This window comes from Nonomuraea sp. NPDC051941 (genome assembly GCF_044593615.1).
Window position 1 is genome coordinate 122,337 of the sequence record NZ_JBIUCF010000004.1, and the last position, 17,340, is coordinate 139,676.

Annotated in this window: 15 protein-coding genes; 4 read left to right on the forward strand and 11 right to left on the reverse strand. The window is 72.3% G+C overall.

What is annotated here, in order from left to right:
* Genes ACIHFD_RS09725 through ACIHFD_RS09745 form a run of 5 tightly spaced genes read right to left on the reverse strand, consistent with a single transcriptional unit; the run spans nt 1 to nt 4,422 of the window.
* Nucleotides 1-126: a hypothetical protein gene (locus ACIHFD_RS09725; protein WP_355200272.1), complete on the reverse strand. Its 126-nt coding sequence runs from the start codon at nt 124-126 to the stop codon at nt 1-3.
* Nucleotides 123-971, reverse strand: coding sequence for an alpha/beta fold hydrolase (locus tag ACIHFD_RS09730; protein WP_397366383.1), 849 nt, complete (start codon nt 969-971; stop codon nt 123-125). The genes ACIHFD_RS09725 and ACIHFD_RS09730 overlap by 4 nt, the downstream gene beginning before the upstream one ends.
* Before the next feature lie 9 nt (nt 972-980).
* Nucleotides 981-2,273, reverse strand: a complete 1,293-nt coding sequence (locus ACIHFD_RS09735; protein ID WP_397366385.1) for a M20 family metallopeptidase — start codon at nt 2,271-2,273, stop codon at nt 981-983.
* Nucleotides 2,270-3,208: a hypothetical protein gene (locus tag ACIHFD_RS09740; protein WP_397366386.1), complete on the reverse strand. Its 939-nt coding sequence runs from the start codon at nt 3,206-3,208 to the stop codon at nt 2,270-2,272. The genes ACIHFD_RS09735 and ACIHFD_RS09740 overlap by 4 nt, the downstream gene beginning before the upstream one ends.
* On the reverse strand, nt 3,208-4,422 hold the full coding sequence (locus tag ACIHFD_RS09745; RefSeq protein ID WP_397366387.1) for a Rieske 2Fe-2S domain-containing protein: 1,215 nt from the start codon (nt 4,420-4,422) through the stop codon (nt 3,208-3,210). The genes ACIHFD_RS09740 and ACIHFD_RS09745 overlap by 1 nt, the downstream gene beginning before the upstream one ends.
* Nucleotides 4,423-4,628: 206 nt before the next feature.
* Between ACIHFD_RS09745 and ACIHFD_RS09750 the strand changes: the two genes are divergently transcribed.
* Together ACIHFD_RS09750 and ACIHFD_RS09755 are read left to right on the forward strand one after the other, a co-directional pair.
* Nucleotides 4,629-5,603, forward strand: a complete 975-nt coding sequence (locus ACIHFD_RS09750) for an NAD(P)/FAD-dependent oxidoreductase (protein ID WP_397366388.1) — start codon at nt 4,629-4,631, stop codon at nt 5,601-5,603.
* 15 nt (nt 5,604-5,618) lie between these two features.
* Nucleotides 5,619-5,960, forward strand: a complete 342-nt coding sequence (locus ACIHFD_RS09755) for an indolepyruvate ferredoxin oxidoreductase subunit alpha (RefSeq protein ID WP_397366389.1) — start codon at nt 5,619-5,621, stop codon at nt 5,958-5,960.
* On the opposite strand, the gene ACIHFD_RS09760 is transcribed toward ACIHFD_RS09755, so the two are convergent.
* The 6 genes from ACIHFD_RS09760 to ACIHFD_RS09785 all read right to left on the reverse strand — a co-directional run bounded on the left by ACIHFD_RS09760 (nt 5,961) and on the right by ACIHFD_RS09785 (nt 15,092).
* The gene (locus ACIHFD_RS09760) at nt 5,961-6,731 is read right to left on the reverse strand and encodes an enoyl-CoA hydratase/isomerase family protein (RefSeq protein WP_397366390.1); all 771 of its coding nucleotides are present in this window, start codon (nt 6,729-6,731) and stop codon (nt 5,961-5,963) included.
* Nucleotides 6,732-6,739: 8 nt separating this feature from the next.
* Nucleotides 6,740-9,055, reverse strand: coding sequence for a CoA transferase (locus ACIHFD_RS09765; protein ID WP_397366391.1), 2,316 nt, complete (start codon nt 9,053-9,055; stop codon nt 6,740-6,742).
* Nucleotides 9,056-9,147: 92 nt separating this feature from the next.
* Nucleotides 9,148-10,728 carry an AMP-binding protein gene (locus ACIHFD_RS09770; protein WP_397366392.1) on the reverse strand — a complete coding sequence of 527 codons (1,581 nt, stop codon included), beginning with the start codon at nt 10,726-10,728 and terminating at the stop codon, nt 9,148-9,150.
* An 82-nt stretch (nt 10,729-10,810) separates the two neighbouring features.
* Nucleotides 10,811-12,763 carry an ABC transporter ATP-binding protein gene (locus ACIHFD_RS09775; RefSeq protein ID WP_397366393.1) on the reverse strand — a complete coding sequence of 651 codons (1,953 nt, stop codon included), beginning with the start codon at nt 12,761-12,763 and terminating at the stop codon, nt 10,811-10,813.
* Complete coding sequence (locus tag ACIHFD_RS09780) at nt 12,760-14,496, reverse strand: ABC transporter ATP-binding protein (protein ID WP_397366394.1); 1,737 nt, start codon at nt 14,494-14,496, stop codon at nt 12,760-12,762. The genes ACIHFD_RS09775 and ACIHFD_RS09780 overlap by 4 nt, the downstream gene beginning before the upstream one ends.
* A complete protein-coding gene (locus ACIHFD_RS09785; protein WP_397366395.1) occupies nt 14,496-15,092 on the reverse strand; it encodes a TetR/AcrR family transcriptional regulator in 597 nt (198 codons plus the stop codon). Before ACIHFD_RS09785 ends, ACIHFD_RS09780 begins: the two co-directional genes overlap by 1 nt.
* Before the next feature lie 105 nt (nt 15,093-15,197).
* Here ACIHFD_RS09785 and ACIHFD_RS09790 point away from each other — a divergent pair, with 105 nt between their 5' ends.
* Complete coding sequence (locus tag ACIHFD_RS09790; RefSeq protein WP_397366396.1) at nt 15,198-16,139, forward strand: DMT family transporter; 942 nt, start codon at nt 15,198-15,200, stop codon at nt 16,137-16,139.
* Between the two features lie 105 nt (nt 16,140-16,244).
* The gene (locus tag ACIHFD_RS09795; RefSeq protein ID WP_397366397.1) at nt 16,245-17,327 is read left to right on the forward strand and encodes a hypothetical protein; all 1,083 of its coding nucleotides are present in this window, start codon (nt 16,245-16,247) and stop codon (nt 17,325-17,327) included.
* The last annotated feature ends 13 nt before the right edge of the window (nt 17,328-17,340 follow it).

The following is a 17,340-nucleotide window of genomic DNA, read 5'->3' on the forward strand; positions in this document are numbered from 1 at the left end:
TCAACGGTCGAGAGCGGGTTTGTCCTGGTTGATGCGGTGCACCTGCGTGTTGCTGCGGGCCGCGAGCAGACGGGCGAGGAGCACGGCCAGCACGACGGCGGGCGCGGCGATCAGCAGTCGCTTCATCGGCCCGCCCCTGTCAGGAATCCGGTGACCACGGCGTGGTACGCCTCGGGACGCTCCTCCTGGAGGTGGTGTCCCGCGTGGTCCATGACGTACAGGTTGCCCCGGGGCACCATGCGCGCCAGCATGAGCGGATAGTCCGGCGTCAGGAACGCGTCCTGCATGCCCCACATGAACAGCGCCGGCGCCCGGATCTCGGCCAGCTCGGCGGTGAGGTCCTGCCATTCGCCGCGCGGCGAGTCGGACATGGCGGCCAGCGCCCGCTCCTCCGGGTCCAGGCTCTGCTCGTAACGCAGGTCCAGCGTGGACTCCGGCAGCCGGTCGCCGTCGTACCACTCCAGCCGGGTGATGAGGTCGCGCATCTTCTCCCGCGTGGGCCCCTCGCCGCCGTAGTAGACGTCCCGCGCGTTGCGGCCGCGGCGGCCGCCCTCGGGCAGGGGCGCGAGCGGGCCGTAGAAGACCGGCATGCTGCCGGTGATCACCAGCGAGCGCACCCGGTCGGGGTAGCGGGCGGCCAGGCACAGCGCGATGGTGCCGCCCCAGGAGTTGCAGACGAAGTCGGCCCGCTGCACGCCCAGCGCGTCCATGAGCGCGACGGTTCTGGCCGCGTGGAAGTCCCACATCGGGCCGGTGATGACGCACTTCTCCGACTTGCCGTACTGCAGGATGTCGACGATCAGGCAGCGGCGCTCGGCGGCGAACAGCGGCGCCACGGGGCCGAAGTCGCTCCACCCGGTGCAGCCGGGGCCGCCGCCGTGCAGGAAGATCGTGTCCGGTCCCGACCCCAGGTCGAGGTAGTGATATTTGACGCCGTCGGCGTCGGCGTACGAACCGCTGGGCGGTTCCATGGCGCCTCCTCAGTCGTTGGTCTCGTCGATCTCGGCGCGCGTGCGCGTGACGGTGTCGGCCGCCACCCGCAGGAGCACCTCGCACAGGCGGCGCATGGCCCTGACGTCGACGGTGTTCATGCCGAGGGCGAAGTCATCGGATACGGCCTTCGGCATGCCCACGCGGGCCGTCGGGATCCCGCGCGCCCGCAGGATGTTGGCGTCGGTGGCGCCGCTGTTGCCGTCGATCGGCTCGTGCGGGCGCGCGTTCACGCTCTCCCAGGCGCGTACGGCGCTGCGCACCACCCAGCTCTCCGGCGGCGTGCGCGTGCCCGGGACGGCCAGCACCATCTCGACCGCGAGCTCCGTGCCCAGCTCCGCCGACACCTGCCCGAGGTACGCCGCCAGCTCCCGCTTGGCCTCCAGCGGCGTCGTGCCGGGCGCGATGCGCAGGTCGAGGCGGATGCGGCAGGCCGCGGGGGTGACCGCGAGCATGCGCTCCCAGCCGCCCGCGATCGACCCGACGATCCCCTGGGGGGCGGCGGTCGCGGTGCGATGCCGCTCGGGGTAGTCCGCCAGCCACCGTTCCAGCCGCGTCACGACCTCGGCGGCGGTCACGATCGGGTTCCGGTACGGCAGGCGGTGCCGGCTCCCCGCGTACGTGTGGGTCCCCGGGACGACGATCTCGAACCAGCACAGGCCGACCTCGTCGTGCGCGACGAAGTCCCCCGGCTTGGCGATCACCGCGTGGTCGGGCTGCCAGCCGCGTTCGAGCAGGAACGAGCAGCCGACCCCGTGGCCCGTGTTCGCCCGGCCGTCCGGGGCGATGGCGTTGGTGGGCATGCCGCCGGCCCCGAAGGCCACCAGCAGGTCCCCGGCGAGCTGCGGGCGCAGGGCGGCCAGTGCCTCGCCCACGACCAGGACGCACGCGGCGTGACCCTTGGGGTTGCTCGCGCCGAGTCCGCTGACGTAGGGGCCCTCGCAGCGGGCCTCGGCCCGCATGTCGGGGCGCAGCTCCGGGCCGATCCAGGGCACGTCCAGGTCCGGGTCGCCGGTGGTCAGGGTGTCGATCGGGGCGTACAGCATGAGGTCGGCGCCCGTGCCGTCGCCCCTCAGCCGGCCGACCGCGTTGGCCTGGCCGTCGTCGATGCGCTGCGCGTGCGCCTCCAGGCCCGCGGCGGCGAGCCGGCCGGCCAGCCACCGGGCCAGCGGCGCCTCGCCGCCCGTGGGGCTGGCGATGGAGGTGACGTCGACCGCCGCCGCGCGCAGGCGGTCCTCGGTGATCGACGCGAGGGCCTTGCGCACCAGCTCGTCGCGGGTCATGACGCCGGCTCGATGACGGCGACTCCCATGCCGGTCAGCCACTCCGGCATCGGCTCGTACGCCAGCCTCCGCCCGGGCGCGAAGCCCAGCGCCGCCGCCATGGCCAGCCACGACCGCAGCTCCTGGCCGCCGTTGCCGGCCGCCTCCTCGATCTCCGCCGTGGACAGGCCGGCGTAACGCTCCAGCTCGCCCCGCTCCAGCGCGGCCAGGAACTCCTCGTCGAACTCGGGGAAGATGACCGGCCGTGCGGCGGTGATGATCTGCCGGCGGCGCGCGTCGTAGCGCTCCCAGTCGCCCCGGCCCTCCCGCCAGGCCTCCACCAGGAACTCCTCGTCCGGCCCGTGCGGGTCCTGCCAGCGGCTCGGCCACGGCAGCCGGTGCGAGAGCCCGCCCGAGGCGATGACCGCCACCCGCAGTCCATCGGGCAGCGACTCCACCGCGGCGGCGAGGTTGCGCCCCAGCTCGACGCAGCGCCGCATCAGGGGCAGCGGCGTGGCGAACACGTTCACCACCAGCGGGATCACGGGCACGTCGAGGTCGCGCAGCAGGTACTGGACGGCGTGGCTCTGGCCGTGGTCGATCTGCAGCTTCGCCGAGATCGCCACCTCGGTGCCCGCCGCCACCAGGGACTCCGCGATGCTCTGGGCGAGGTCGGGGCGGGTGCGCTGCGGGCCCGACGGCGTGCCGGACTCGCCGGACGCGATGACCTCGTCCACGCCGACGGTGAAAGCGGGGATCAGGTCCAGCCAGAAGCCGCGGAAGTGGTTCGACCCGATGATGACCGCCACGTCGGGACGGGCCGCGGCGAGGGCGTCGCGGGCCGTGCCGAGCGCGTCGCGGAAGCGTTCCGCGCGGTCCTTGTGCTCGACCTGGTCCCAGTGGGTGTTCATGAGCGTCGAGTGGGACGCGCCCACGCCCAGGACGATCCGGCCCATCAGCCGAGGTCCCCGGAGATCTTGAGGCGTTCGGCGCGCTCCTCCGTGATCTCCTCGGCCAGCTTGCGCCACTGCAGGAGCGAGTCGTCGGGACGGTAGAGCCGCTCCGGCGGCGCGTCGGTCACCTCGACCATCCACTTGTCCTGGCCGGAGAACTGGCCGTGGAAGAGCCAGCGGACGGCGCCGAGGTATTTGGCGTAGAAGGGCAGCGTCCTGATGCCCTTCTCGAAGTTGGCCATCACGCCGACGTAGAGGTGGTTGTCCGCGTCGACCGGCACGTAGAACTCGTAGTGGATGAAGGTCGGGTAGACGATGCGCAGGACCCCCGGCATGCTGACCGAGGCGAACCCGGGGAACTCCTCGGCGGCGATGGCCGGGTTCACCTTGCGGTGGCTGCCCGTGTTGCCGATGTTGGCGACCTGCTTCGGCGGCTTGAGCTTGAACCACGCCTGGTTGCTCCATTTGCCCAGGCCGGGGAAGTCGGCGTCCCAGTGCTGGGCGTCCTGCACCCGGTAGATCCACCGGCCGCGGCGGACGATCCGGGTCTCGTTCCACACCGGCATGGCCTTGAACAGCCGCCACAGCGCGGTGCGGTGCAGGTATTTCGCGTGTCCTTCGTCGTAGCCGTTCTCGCAGGCGAAGCGCCAGTTGCCCACGCGAGACTGGATGCGCGCGCCGATCACGGCGGGGTTGTCGCGCAGTTCCTCGGGGAGCTGGTCGTCGATGGGCGGGGCGTCCTCGCCGTCCCCCACGAAGATCCACACCATGCCGAGGCGCTCCTCGACCTCGTAGGTGGGCTGGGTCACCTTCCCGCAGATCGGCGACTGCGGCCCGTCGGTGATCACCGCCTTGAGCGCGCCGGTCTCCAGGTCGAACGTCCAGCCGTGGTACGGGCAGGAGATCGTGCCGGGGAACTGCTGGTTGCCGTAGCTCAGCGGCACGCCCCGGTGCGGGCAGCGGTCCTTGAGCGCGTAGACCTTCCCGTCGTCCCTGATGACGACGATGCGCTCGCCGAGCAGGGTGATCGCCTTCGGCTTCCCGGTGATGTGCGAGGAGAACGCCACCGGATACCAGTAGCCGCGGAACCCGCTGGCCGCCGCCTGGTAATGGGGCCAGCTCGACCAGTCCTGCCGGCCCGGCAGGCGGCCCCGCCGCGATGGCCGGCGCCTGGCGTCTCCCCCGATCGCAGCCGGCGTACCCGCCTCCGCACTCATTCTCGCCTCCGCTTCCATGGCTTGTCCGCGGCTCCCGATGCGCCGCGACACGCAGTTCACCACCCGCGGGGCCGAGCGGCCCAGTGCGGCATCCCGCCCAGCGGACCGTGTCCCGCTGAGCGAGCCGTGTTCCGGTCAGCGGGCCGCGACCCGCGGGCAGGCGCCCGGGCCCTGTGTAGCTTCCGTGGCCGGAAAGGAGAGCGACGTTGGAGATCGAAACCGATATCGCGATCATCGGAGCGGGGCCGACCGGGCTCTACGGCGCCTACTGCGCCGGGTTCCGCGGTCTGCGCACCGTACTCGTCGACGCGCTGCCCCAGGTCGGCGGGCAGATCTCGGCCCTGTACCCGGAGAAGGAGATCCGGGACGTGGCCGGCGTCCCCGGCGTCCTCGGGCGCTCGCTGGTGGCGGCGCTCTCGGCCCAGGCGGCCGCGTACGAGCCGGTCCACCTGCTCGGGCGGCAGGCGGTCGAGCTGCGCCGCGACGCGGACCCGAGGCCGGTCGTGGTGCTGTCCGACGGCACGGCGGTCCGCGCCGGGGCCGTCGTGCTCACCTCGGGCATCGGGACGTTCACCCCGCGTCCGCTGCCGGCCGGCGAGGAATGGCTCGGCCGGGGGCTGATGTACTTCGTGCCGGACCCGTCCGCGCACGCCGGCCACCACGTCGTGGTCGTGGGCGGCGGGGACAGCGCGGTCGACTGGTCGCTGGCCCTGGCGCCGCTGGCCAGGTCGGTCACGCTGGTGCACCGCCGGGCCGCGTTCCGCGCGCACGCCGGCGGCGTCGCGGCCGCCCGCGCGGCGGGGGTCCGCATCGTCGTCGACAGCCAGGTCGTCGGCCTGTCCGGCGCGGAGCGGGTCGAGCGGGCGCACCTGCGCACGCGCGGCGAGGCCGACAGGACGGTGCCCGCCGACTCGGTCATCGCCGCGCTGGGGTTCATCAGCGATCTCGGCCCGCTCGCCGGCTGGGGGCTGTCGCTGCGCGGCAGGTCCGTCCTGGTCGACCAGCGCATGCGTACGGGCCTGCCCCGGGTGTACGCGGCCGGCGACCTCGCCGAGTACGACGGCAAGGTCCGCCTCATGTCGGTGGGCTTCGGCGAGGTCGCCACCGCGGTGAACAACGCCGCCGTCGAACTGGACCCCGAGCTGTCCCTCTTCCCGGGGCACTCCACGGAAAGCGTCTGACCACAGGAGAGATTCATGAGCTACGTCATCGGCCCCGCGTGCGTCGACGTCAACGACCGGGCGTGCGTGGACGTGTGTCCCGTCGACTGCATCTACGTCGGCGACCGCAAGAGCTACATCAACCCCGCCGAGTGCATCGACTGCGGGGCGTGCGAGCCGGAGTGCCCGGTGGACGCGATCTTCGTCGACCGCGCCGCCCGGGGCGACGAGACGCGCACGCTCTTCCTCGACGACGCCAAGGCGTTCTTCGCCGAGGTGCTGCCCGGCCGCGACGCGCCACTCGGCACCCCGGGAGGCGCCCGCAAGGTCGGCGACCTCAACGCCGACACCGCACTGGTGACCGGCTACGGCGCCTGATCAGCGGCCGGTGAACCGCGGAGGGCGCTTGTCCAGGAACGCCTGGAGGCCCTCCGCGGCGTCCTGGGTGTGGATCAGCTCCAGGACCGCCTGCCACTCCAGCTCCAGCGCGTCGTCGAGAGGCAGGTCGTACCCGGCCTCCACGACGCGCTTGAGCAGGCCGATCGTCGTGGTCGGCCGGGCCGCCAGGTCCTCGGCGTGCCCGGCCACCACGCGGTCGAAGTCGTCGTCGTCCGCCACCACGTCCACCAGCCCCAGGCCGAGGGCCTCGGCGGCGGACAGGCGGGCACCGCCGATCATCAGGCGCTTGGCGCGATGCGGGCCGAGCAGGCGCGGCAGCCGCTGGCTGCCGCCCGCTCCGGGGAAGAGGCCCAGGCTCGTCTCGGGGAAGCCGATGGTCGCCGAGGAGGCCAGGATGCGCAGGTCGCAGGCGAGCGACAGCTCGGCCCCGCCGCCCAGCGCGTGGCCGTTCATCGCCGCGATCACCGGCTTGGGCGCGCGTTCGAGCAGGCGCTGCACCTCGACCCAGCGGCGCATCTTGACGTGGTTGGCCACGGACAGGTCGCGCATCACGGCGATGTCGGCGCCCGCGACGAAGAAGCGGCCGGTCCCGCGGATGATCAGGCAGCGGACCGAGGTGTCCTCGGCCAGCGGGGGGATCACCTCCAGGAACTCCTCGATCAACGCCGGGTCGACGGCGTTGGCGGGCGGCCGGTCGATGACGATCGTCGCCGTCCCCCCGTCCCTCCGCACATCCAGATATTTCGTCATCTGCGCTCCTATTCCAGTGCGCCGGCGTCACGCAGCCGGGCGAGCTCTTCGTCGTCCAGATCGAGCAGGTCCTTCAGCACGCGGTCGGTGTGCTCGCCCAGCAGCGGCGCGGGCGCCGTCAGCGCCCCGGGGGTGCCGGACATGCGCACCACGATTCCCTCGTGCCGCACCGGGCCGATGAGCGGGTGCTCCAGCACCGGGTAGAAGCCGCGCGCGGCCAGGTGCTCGTCCGCCTCCACCAGGTCCCGGCCGGTCGCGACGACGGCGGCGGCGACGCCGAGCCCCTGCAGCTCGGCCGCCAGCGCCTCGCCGTCGCGCTCCGCGCACCAGGCCGCGAGCGCGGCGTCGATCTCGTCCTCGTGGCGGCGCCGCTCCTCCAGGTCCGCCGAGGCCGGCTGCGGCAGCCCGGCGTGCGCGGCCAGCCGCCGCCACTCCTCGTCGCCCTGTACGGCCAGCGCGATCCAGCGGTCGTCGCCCCTGACCGGATAGACGCCGTGCGGGACCATGCGCGGGTGCCGGTTGGGCCGGGTCCCGGGTGGTGGGCAGGTGCGGTGTTCGCCGAGCTCCGCCTCCAGGACGGCCGGTCCCATCGACGCGGCCATCGCCTCCAGCTGGGAGAGGTCCACGTGTCCGCCGCGCCCGGCCGCGACCAGGTCCAGGACGGCGAGCACGGCCGAGTTGGCCGCCACCATGTCGCCCAGCCCGAACGTCAGCCCCTCCGGCGCCTCGCCGGGATCGGCGGTCTCGCTGGTGAGGCCGGACATGGCGGCGAGCGTGTCGGCGAAGGTCACCGCGCTCCGCCAGGGGCCGCTCTGGCCGACCCCGGCCATCGACACCAGGATGACGCCGGGCCGCAGCTCCGCCAGCCGGTCGTAGGACAGCCCCCATCTGGCCAGGACGCCGGGGCTGAAGTTCTCGATGACCACGTCGCACTCGGCGGCCAGGCGCCGCAGCACCTCGAGGCCAGGCTCGGTACGCAGGTTGAGGGCGACGCTGCGCTTGCCGCGATTGAAGTTGACGAAGTAGCCGCCGTCGTCGATCCCGGCATCGGGACGCAGCCGCATGGACGGGGCGAAGCGCGTGGGGTCGCGCCGGTGCCGCGATTCGATCTTGATGATGTCCGCGCCGTGCTCGGCCAGCGTCTTGGTGGCGTACGGGCCGGCCAGCACCCAGGTCAGGTCCAGGACGCGGATCCCTTCGAGCGGGCGCGCGCCGGGCCCGCGGACGCCGTCACGGCGGCCCCGTGGGCGTTCGCTCCGCCAGGGCGCCTCGGCGGCGGCGGGTCGCGGCTCGGTGAGGCGCACCGGGCGGGGCAGGGCCGCGAAGGGGAACCCGACGTCCGTGACGCCGCCCTCGGGCAGGCCCGCGCCCAGGACGCGGGCGAAGAACCCGCGCTCGGCGAGCTGCGGGTTGCCGGTCAGGCTCGTGGCCGTGGAGACCTCCGCCCACGGCAGCGCCCGGGCCCGCCCCTGCTCGGCGAGGGAGGCGGCGGAGCGCCCGGCGACAAACCTGGCCACGACCTCGTCCACGTGCTCGCGCCCCCGCCAGCGGAAGACGGGGTCGGACCACTTCTCCTCCGTCAGGTCCTCCGCCTCGCCGGATTCCGCCATCCAGGCGAGCAGGTCGGTCCACATCCGGTCGCTGCCGGAGTATCCGCCCGCGACGTGGCCGTCGGCGGCGCGGAAGACCCGGTGGGCCACGTGTTCGTACACGCCGCCGGTGCGGGACGGGTACCGTCCCGCGTGGATCCAGGCGATGGCGCCGGTCTCGAGCGTGGCGGCCACCGCCTCCTGCGCGGAGACGTCGATGAGCTGGCCCTGCCCGATGCGATCGCGGGCGATGAGGCCGAGCAGCGCGGCGATGGCCGCGTGCGCCCCTGCGAGCTGCGTGGCCTGCTCGCGGGGAGGGGGCTTGGGCGGGCCGCCGGGCTTCCCGCCCAGCCAGGCCATGCCGCCGGCGGCCGCGGCCACGAGATCGTCGGCGCGCCAGTCACGCCGGGGACCCGACGTGCCGAACGGCGTGACCACGACGTGGACGGCCCTCGGCCAGCGCGACGTGACCGTGCCGGAGTCCGTACGGACGCCGCGGAGCTCGCCGAACGGGCCACTCTCCATGATCACGTCCGCCTGCTCGGCGAGCCGGTCGAGCGCGGCGGGGCTCACCGGCGCGCTCACGACCCGCTTTCCCGCATGCCAGTGCAGAGCCTCCGCCCGCGACAGCCCCGGGCTCCGCGGACGCTCCACGCGTACGACGTCGGCGCCGAGGCCGACCAGCAGCCTCGCCCCGTTGAAGGCCAGATCGTCGGTGAGGTCGAGAACCCGCAACCTCGTCTCCTCCCGTGTGTGCCGGAGGCTCGACGCTAGAGCGCGCGATCGCCGGGGCGCGACCCTGCCGGTCTGTCCAGCGGTCCGCGCGATCAGGCCGTACGGGCGTCCCACGCGTCCGGCGGCACCCCCTGGTCGCGCAGGTCGCCCTTGACCACCTTCGTCGAGGCGTTCCTCGGCAGGGCGTCGAGCACGCGCACGTACCGGGGGACGGCGTGGCGCGGGAGCCGGTCCAGGCACCAGGCGTGCACCTGCGGCGGGCTGAGCGTGGCCCCGGGCGCCGCGGTCACCGCCACCAGCACCTCCTCCTCGGTCAGCTCCGACGGCACGCCCACCGCGGCCACGTCGAGCACTCCCGGCATCGCGGCCACCGCCTGCTCCACGTCCCAGGTCGGGATGTTCTCGCCGCGCCGCCTGATGACGTCGGCGCGGCGGCCGGCGAAATGGAGGAAGCCGTCGTCGTCGAGCCGGCCGCGGTCCCCGGTCACGAACCAGCCGTCACGCAGGGCCTTCCCGGTGGCGGCGGGGTCGCCCGCGTACCCGCTGAAGATCATCGACTCCGCTCGGGGCCGGACGGTGATCTGCCCGATCCGGCCCGCCGGCACCGGCTGGCCGCCGTCGTCCCTGATCACCACCTCGTACTCCGGGACGGGCCGCCCGGCCGCGCCCGGCCGCCGGGTGCCGGCCGTGCTCGCCGCCACGTCGCCGAGCTCGGTGCACGCGTACGCCTCCAGCAGCAGCACGCCGAACCGCTCCAGGAACCGCCTCGACAGGCCCTCCGGCGCCGGTCCCCCGTAGGCGCGGCGGACCTCGTGAAGGGTGTCGGAGCCGGTGGCGGGCGCCCGTTCCAGGATGGCCGCCACGGCGCCCATGAAGTTGAACGCGGTGACCCCCTCCCGCCGGCAGATCTCCCAGAACCGGGAGGCGGAGAAGCGCTGGTGGGCCACCAGCGTGGCGCCGGAGATCAGCGCGGGCAGCAGGCCCGCGTGCCGGACGTTGATGTGGTTCCAGGGGAAGACGTTGAACAGCACGTCCCCCGCCTCGTAGCCCATGGTGCGGGCCACCCGCCGGGCGTGCCGGACCCCGGCGAAGTGCGGCAGCAGCGCTCCCTTGGACCGGCCCGTGGTCCCCGAGGTGGCCATGACGACGGCGGGGTCCGCCGGTCCCGGACGCCGCGCCGGAAGGCGGTGCGGCGCGGCGAGCAGGTCGTCCAGATCGGCCGAGCCCGGCAGCTCGGCCGCCTCCCGCCCGGTCACGAGCACCACGCGGTCCATCTCCCCGGCCAGCTCGACCAGGCCGGGGTTGGCGCGCACGGCGTCCGTGCCGGCGATGAGCACGCGCGCCCCGGCGGCCCCGGCCAGCCGCCGCGCCGCGTCGAGCCGTACGTCCAGGGCCAGCGGCACCTCCACGGCGCCGAGCCTGGCCAGGGCGAACATCACCTCGACCAGCCGCGGCCCCGGAGGCAGGCACGTGAGGACCCGGTCGCCGCCCGTCACCAGGCCGGCGAGCCCGCCCGCGACGGCGGTCGCCCGCTCCAGGCACTCGCCGACCCGCAGCGAGGCGCCGCCCTCGAACCGCACGAGCTCCGCTTCTGGAGCGCCGGCCGCCCGGCGCTCCAGAAGGTCGAGCATCGTCTCCGGCGCTGCCGTGACACCGTCCATGTTCTCCCTCACGAGATGACAGGATGTCCCACCGCCGTCACAGGGACCACGGCGGGTGGATCGATGTACGGACCGCGAGCCGCCGGGGAATGCTCTAGTCCACCTCCACGACGGCCTCGGCGAACTGGGCCGAGTACAGGCGGGCGTAGGCCCCGCCCTCGGCCAGCAGCGACTCGTGCGTGCCCTGCTCCACGATCCGGCCGTCCTCCATGACGAGGATCAGGCTGGCGTCGCGGATCGTGGACAGCCGGTGGGCGATCACGAAGCTGGTGCGCCCCTCGCGCAGCGAGCTCATCGCCCGCTGGATGAGCACCTCGGTGCGGGTGTCGACCGAGCTGGTGGCCTCGTCCAGGATCAGGATCGCCGGCTCGGACAGGAACGCCCGGGCGATCGTGATCAGCTGCTTCTCGCCCGCGCTGACCGTCCCGCCCTCCTCGTCGATCACCGTGTCGTAGCCGTCGGGCAGCGTGTGCGCGATGCGGTCCACGTGGGCGGCTTCCGCGGCGGCCTCGATTCGCTCGCGGGTGGCGCCTTCCGCCCCGTAGCCGATGTTCTCCGCCATCGTGCCGCCGAACAGCCAGGTGTCCTGCAGCACCATGCCGATGTTGGCGCGCAGCTCCTCCCTGGACATCTCGGCGACGTCGACGCCGTCGAGCGTGATGCGGCCGCCGGTCACCTCGTAGAAGCGCATGATGAGGTTGACCAGCGTCGTCTTGCCCGCTCCCGTGGGGCCGACGATGGCGACGGTCTGGCCGGGCTCCACGGTCAGCGACAGGTTCTCGATCAGCGGCCGGTCCGGCGTGTACCGGAAGGACACGTTCTCGAACGCCACTCGGCCCCTGACCTGCGCCGGCCGCTCCGGCTTGGCCGGCTCCGGCGACTGCTCGGGAGCCTCCAGCAGCTCGAAGACCCGCTCGGCCGAGGCGACGCCCGACTGCACCAGGTTCGCCATGCCGGCCACCTGGGTGAGCGGCTGGCTGAACTGCCGCGAGTACTGGATGAAGGCCTGCACGTCGCCCAGCGAGATCGAGCCCGAGGCCACCTTGAACCCGCCCACCACGGCGACCAGCACGTAGTTGAGGTTGCCGATGAACATCATCGCCGGCTGGATGATCCCGGAGATGAACTGGGCGCGGAAGCTGGAGGTGAACAGGGCGTCGTTGTGCTGCTCGAAGATCTCGGCGGCCTCCTTCTGCCGGCCGAACACCTTGACCAGCGTGTGGCCGCCGTACATCTCCTCGATGTGGCCGTTGAGCTTGCCCGTCGAGGACCACTGCTTGATGAACTGCGGCTGCGAGCGCTTGCCGATGACGGTGGTGACGTAGACCGACACCGGCACGCTGACCAGCGCGATGAGGGCCAGGACGGGCGAGATCCAGAACATCACCACGAGCACCGCCACGACCGTCAGCACCGAGGAGATGAGCTGGCTCATCGTCTGCTGCAGCGTCTGGGCGATGTTGTCGGTGTCGTTGGTGGCGCGGCTGAGGATCTCGCCGCGCGGCTGGCCGTCGAAGTAGCTCAGCGGCAGCCGCGCCAGCTTGGCCTCGATCCGCTCGCGCAACCGGAACGCCGCCCGCTGCACGACGGTCGTGGTCAGCCGGAACTGCACGATGCCGAGCAGCGCCGCCAGCACGTAGATCGCCAGCACCCAGGCCAGCACCTGGGCCAGCGCGGTGAAGTCGATGCCCTGGCCGGGCACCACGTTCATCGACGAGACCAGGTCGGCGAACGTGCCCTGGCCCCTGGCGCGCAGCCCCGCCACGGCCTGTTCCTTGGTGGCCCCAGCGGGCAGCTGGGCCCCGATGATGCCGGCGAAGATCAGGTCCGTGGCGTGGCCGAGGATCTTGGGGCCCGTCACGGTCAGCGCGACGCTGGCCGTGCCGAGAGCCAGGACGACGGCCAGCAGCGTGCGCTCGGGGCGCAGCAGCCGCAGCAGGCTGCGGAGCGTGCCGCCGAAGTCGAGGGCCTTCTCGGCGGGCCCGGACATCATCCTGCCCGGCCCGAAACCGGGCTGGGGCCGGCGCGCGGGCGCTTGAGTCGTCATGCCGCGGCCTCCTGTTCGGTGAGCTGGGACAGCACGATCTCCCGATAGGTCGGGCAGGTCGTCATGAGTTCGGCGTGGGTGCCGCTGCCGACCACGCGGCCGTCGTCGAGGACGAGGATGCGGTCGGCGTCGCGGATGGTGTTCACCCGCTGGGCCACGATGACGATCGTGGCGTCGGCGATCTCCTCGGCCAGCGCCGCGCGCAGCCGGGCGTCGGTGGCGTAGTCGAGGGCGGAGAAGGAGTCGTCGAACAGGAAGATCTCGGGCCGGTGCACCAGGGTCCTGGCGATGGCCAGGCGCTGGCGCTGGCCGCCGGAGACGTTCGTGCCACCCTGGGAGATCGGCTCGTCGAGGCCGCCGGGCATCGCCTCGACGAACTCGCGGGCCTGGGCCACCTCCAGGGCCTTCCACAGCTCCTCGTCGGTCGCGTCCGGCTTGCCGTACCTCAGGTTGGAGGCGACGGTGCCGGAGAAGAGGTAGGGCGACTGCGGCACCAGGCCGACCGCCCGGGAGAGCGCGGCCCCGTCGAGCTCGCGCACGTCGACGCCGTCGACCAGCACCTCGCCGGCGCTCGCGTCGAACAGGCGCGGGATGAGGTTGAGCAGCGTCGTCTTGCCGCTGCCCGTGCTGCCGATGATCGCGGTGGTACGGCCGGGCCGCGCCTCGAAGCTCACGCCGCACAGCACCGGCTCCTCGGCGCCCGGATAGCGGAAGTCCACCGACCGCAGCTCCAGCTCGCCGAGATGTCTGTCCGGGGTGACGGGGGCCTTCGGCGGGTGCACGGTCGGCTCGGTGTCGAGCACCTCCTCGATGCGCTCGGCGCAGACCTCCGCCCGCGGGATCATCATGAACATGAACATCGCCATCATCACCGACATGAGGATCTGCATCAGGTAGGAGATGACCGCGGTCAGCGCGCCCACCTGCATGCTCCCGTCGGCGATGCGGTGGCCGCCGAACCACACCACGGCGACGCTGGAGACGTTCACCACCAGCATCACGGAGGGGAACATCAGCGCCATCAGCCGCCCGACCCGCAGCGACACGTCGGTCAGCTGGTCGTTGGCCTCGCCGAAGCGCTCGCGCTCGTGCTTGTCGCGGACGAAGGCCCTGATGACCCGGATGCCGGTGATCTGCTCGCGCAGCACCTGGTTGATCCGGTCGATGCGCTCCTGCATCGTGCGGAAGAGCGGGCGCATCAGCACCACGATCACGCCCACGATGACGATCATCACGGGCAGCACGACGAGCAGCAGCGACGACAGCGCCGCGTCCTGGCGCAGCGCCAGCACGATGCCGCCGACGCACATGATCGGCGCCGCCACCATCATCGTGAACGTCATCAGCACGAGCAGCTGGATCTGCTGCACGTCGTTGGTGGTCCGGGTGATCAGGGACGGGGCGCCGAACCTGTTGACCTCCTGGGCGGAGAAGTCCTGCACCCGGCGGAAGATCGCGGCCCGCAGGTCCCGGCCCAGGGCCATCGAGGTCCGGGCGCCGTAGTAGACGGCCACGATCGAGCAGACGATCTGGATGAGGGTCACACCGAGCATCACCAGCCCGATGCGCATGATGGTTGCGGTGTCGCCCTTGACGACGCCGTCGTCGATGATGTCGGCGTTCAGGGTGGGGAGATAGAGCGTGGCCAGGGTCTGCACGAACTGGAAGAGGACCACAAGTGTGATCTCTTTCCCGTACGGCCTGAGCTGGACCCGCAGGAGACGGAGCAGCATCAAGAGGCGCTTTCTGTCGATGGAGTGGGGGAGGGCCGCACGAGCAGCCCGTCGAGCAGAACGGAGACGATCTCCTCGTCGTCCAGGTCGCCGAACTCGCCGATCCGGCCGAAGCCGCGATGCTCGCTCGACGCGATCAGCACGAGCAGCAGTTGCGCCGTGGCCTCGGGCGAGCGGCGCAGCCGGTCGCGGTCGGGCTCGATCAGGGCGGCGAGCCCGTCCACGATCAGGCGCCGGCCCTCCATGATCTGCTTGAAGAACTCGGCGTCGTCGGCCATCAGCTCCTTGGGCACGGCCATGAGGTTGATGTTGGCCCTCATCCCCGTCCGCAGCATCGCGACCGCCTCGCTCAGCCGCGCGCGCAGCTCGGCCCGCGTGCCGATGCCCGCCAGGGCCTGCGCCGCCGGCCGCGAGTCGAACGCGACCATGAGCGTCGCCCGCAGCAGCGACGCCTTGTCGGGGAAGACGCCGAAGATCGTGCCCTCGGCCACGCCCGCGGCCTCGGCGATCTGACGGGTGCTCACCGCTGCGCCGTACTCGCGCAGCAGCGGGAGCGTGGCGGCGATGAGCGCGGCACGGCGGTCTTCCGGCGCCATGGCCGGCACTCTTCGTCTCCTCCTGTTCATAGCGGGCAATCCTAATGAGCGAGTACTCACTCGTTCAAATGGTTTTACGTCAGGACCAACCGCTACGCTCCATCCGTGCTCAAACCTTGGTTGCCCGGTTTCCTGCTGCTCGCCGCCATCTGGGGCAACAGCTTCTTCTTCATCAAGGTCGCGGTGGAGGCCCTCCACCCGCTCCAGGTCTCTTTCGGCCGGATGGTCGTCGGAGCGCTGGTGCTCCTGCTGGCCGTGCTGCTCGGCGGGAAGCGGCTGCCGCGCGACCCGCGCCTGTGGGGCCACTTCCAGGTCGCCTCGATCGTGCTCACCACGCTGCCGTTCACCCTCTTCGCGTACGGCGAGCAGTACGTCTCCTCCGTGGTCGCCGCCATCTGGAACGCCACCACCCCGCTCTGCACGCTCGCCTTCACCCTGCTGCTGCGCACCGAGAAGGCCACCGCCGGCCGAGTGGCGGGCCTCGGCCTCGGCTTCGCGGGCGTCATGGTCGTGCTCGGGATCTGGCAGCCGATGGGCGGCGGGCAGCTCGGCGGCAGCCTGGCCTGCTTCGCCGCCGCGGCCTGCTACGGGATCGGCGGCGCCTACATGGGCCGCTTCATCACCGGCCGGCGCCCCGAGCCGCCGGTCGTGCTGGCCGCCGGGCAGCTGCTCAGCGGCGCGGTCCAGCTGGCCGTGATCACGCTGCTGGCCGGGGTGCCGCTGGTGGACCCGCACGCGCCCGCCGCGGTCTGGTGGAGCCTGGCCGGGCTCGGCGGGCTGGGCACCGGGCTCGCGTACCTGCTGCTCTACTGGGTGCAGGTCCGCGCCGGGGTCACCACGACCTCCACGGTCACCTACCTGCTGCCGGTCTTCGCCGCGATCTCCGGGGTGGCCATCCTGGGCGAGGGGCTCAGCTGGAACCAGCCGGTCGGCGCCGTCGTCATCCTCGCCGCCATCGCCCTCACCCAGCGCGCCGCGCCCCGTCCCGTTCCCGCTCCGCCCGAGCAGGCCCCCGGCGCGGTGGATCAGCCGGCGCCCCAACCGTGAACGGGGGATGAATTCTGCCGTACGGTCGCCTTTCCGACCGCGCGGACCCGGCAATCGCCATCCCATAATTCCAGCCATGGGGGTTATTTCTAGAAACAGGATGCGATGAAGCGCTGGATCGGTGTCATTCTGGCGGCGGTTCTGGCCGGGGTGGCGGTCGTGGCGATCCTCCTGGGGAACCGGGCGGACGAGGCCCCGGAGGCGCTGGTGGTGCGGGGGGTCATCGGGTCGGAGAAGAAGCCGTTCTTCGACGACCCCCGGGTCAAGGCGGCCTTCGCCAAGCACGGGCTGCGGGTCGAGGTGGACACCGCGGGGTCGCGGCAGATCGTCACCGACGTCGACCTCAGCCGCTACGCCTTCGCCTTCCCCTCCAGCGTTCCCGCCGCCGAGCGGATCAAGCGCGACCGCAAGGCGGTCACCACCTATTCGCCGTTCTACTCGCCGATGGCGGTGGCCACGTTCGAGCCGATCGCGAAGCTGCTGGCGGGGGCGGGCGTGGTCCGCGATTCCGGCAAAGGCTACCAAATCCTCGATATTAGGAAATATCTGGATTTAATAGGCAAAGGTACTCGCTGGGATCAGCTTCCCGGCAATTCTGCTTACCCGGCTCGTAAGCGGGTCCTCCTCACTACCACCGACATCCGTACCTCCAACTCGGCCGCCATGTACCTGTCGGCCATCGGCTATGTCGCCAACGGCGAGGACGTGCCCACCTCCGACGCCCAGATCGCCAAGATCGCCCCGATGATCGCCCCCGCCGTGCTCGACCAGGGCTTCTCCGAGTCCACCAGCGAGGCGTCGTTCGACGACTACCTGGCGCTCGGCGCGGGCAAGACGCCGCTGCTGGTCGTCTACGAGGCGCAGTACCTGGCGCACGTCTTCGCCGGCGACGGCGCGATCAAGCCCGAGATGCGGCTGATCTATCCCTCGCCGACCGTGCTCAGCAAGCACACGCTGGTCCCGCTGACCCAGCCGGGCGACCGGGTGGGTCAGTTGCTCACGAAGGACGCCGAGCTGCAGAGCCTGGCGGCCGCGTACGGCTTCCGCACCACCGACCCTCAGGCGTTCGCCGGCCTGGTCGCCAAGACCGGGGCGCCTGCGGCGGCCGAGCTGGTGGACGTCGTCGAACCGCCCACGTACGAGCGGCTGGACCAGCTCATCACCACCATCGACTCAGCCCGGCCCTAGCCCCGGTCCAAAC

Coding starts and splice junctions, on each gene's coding strand:
- ACIHFD_RS09740 (WP_397366386.1), bottom strand. CDS start 3,208: ATGGGCCGGATCGTCCTGGGCGTGGGCGCGTCCCACTCGACGCTCATG.
- ACIHFD_RS09735 (WP_397366385.1), bottom strand. CDS start 2,273: ATGACCCGCGACGAGCTGGTGCGCAAGGCCCTCGCGTCGATCACCGAG.
- ACIHFD_RS09760 (WP_397366390.1), bottom strand. CDS start 6,731: ATGACGAAATATCTGGATGTGCGGAGGGACGGGGGGACGGCGACGATC.
- ACIHFD_RS09775 (WP_397366393.1), bottom strand. CDS start 12,763: ATGACGACTCAAGCGCCCGCGCGCCGGCCCCAGCCCGGTTTCGGGCCG.
- ACIHFD_RS09785 (WP_397366395.1), bottom strand. CDS start 15,092: ATGGCGCCGGAAGACCGCCGTGCCGCGCTCATCGCCGCCACGCTCCCG.
- ACIHFD_RS09730 (WP_397366383.1), bottom strand. CDS start 971: ATGGAACCGCCCAGCGGTTCGTACGCCGACGCCGACGGCGTCAAATAT.
- ACIHFD_RS09745 (WP_397366387.1), bottom strand. CDS start 4,422: ATGAGTGCGGAGGCGGGTACGCCGGCTGCGATCGGGGGAGACGCCAGG.
- ACIHFD_RS09725 (WP_355200272.1), bottom strand. CDS start 126: ATGAAGCGACTGCTGATCGCCGCGCCCGCCGTCGTGCTGGCCGTGCTC.
- ACIHFD_RS09755 (WP_397366389.1), top strand. CDS start 5,619: ATGAGCTACGTCATCGGCCCCGCGTGCGTCGACGTCAACGACCGGGCG.
- ACIHFD_RS09795 (WP_397366397.1), top strand. CDS start 16,245: ATGAAGCGCTGGATCGGTGTCATTCTGGCGGCGGTTCTGGCCGGGGTG.
- ACIHFD_RS09780 (WP_397366394.1), bottom strand. CDS start 14,496: ATGCTGCTCCGTCTCCTGCGGGTCCAGCTCAGGCCGTACGGGAAAGAG.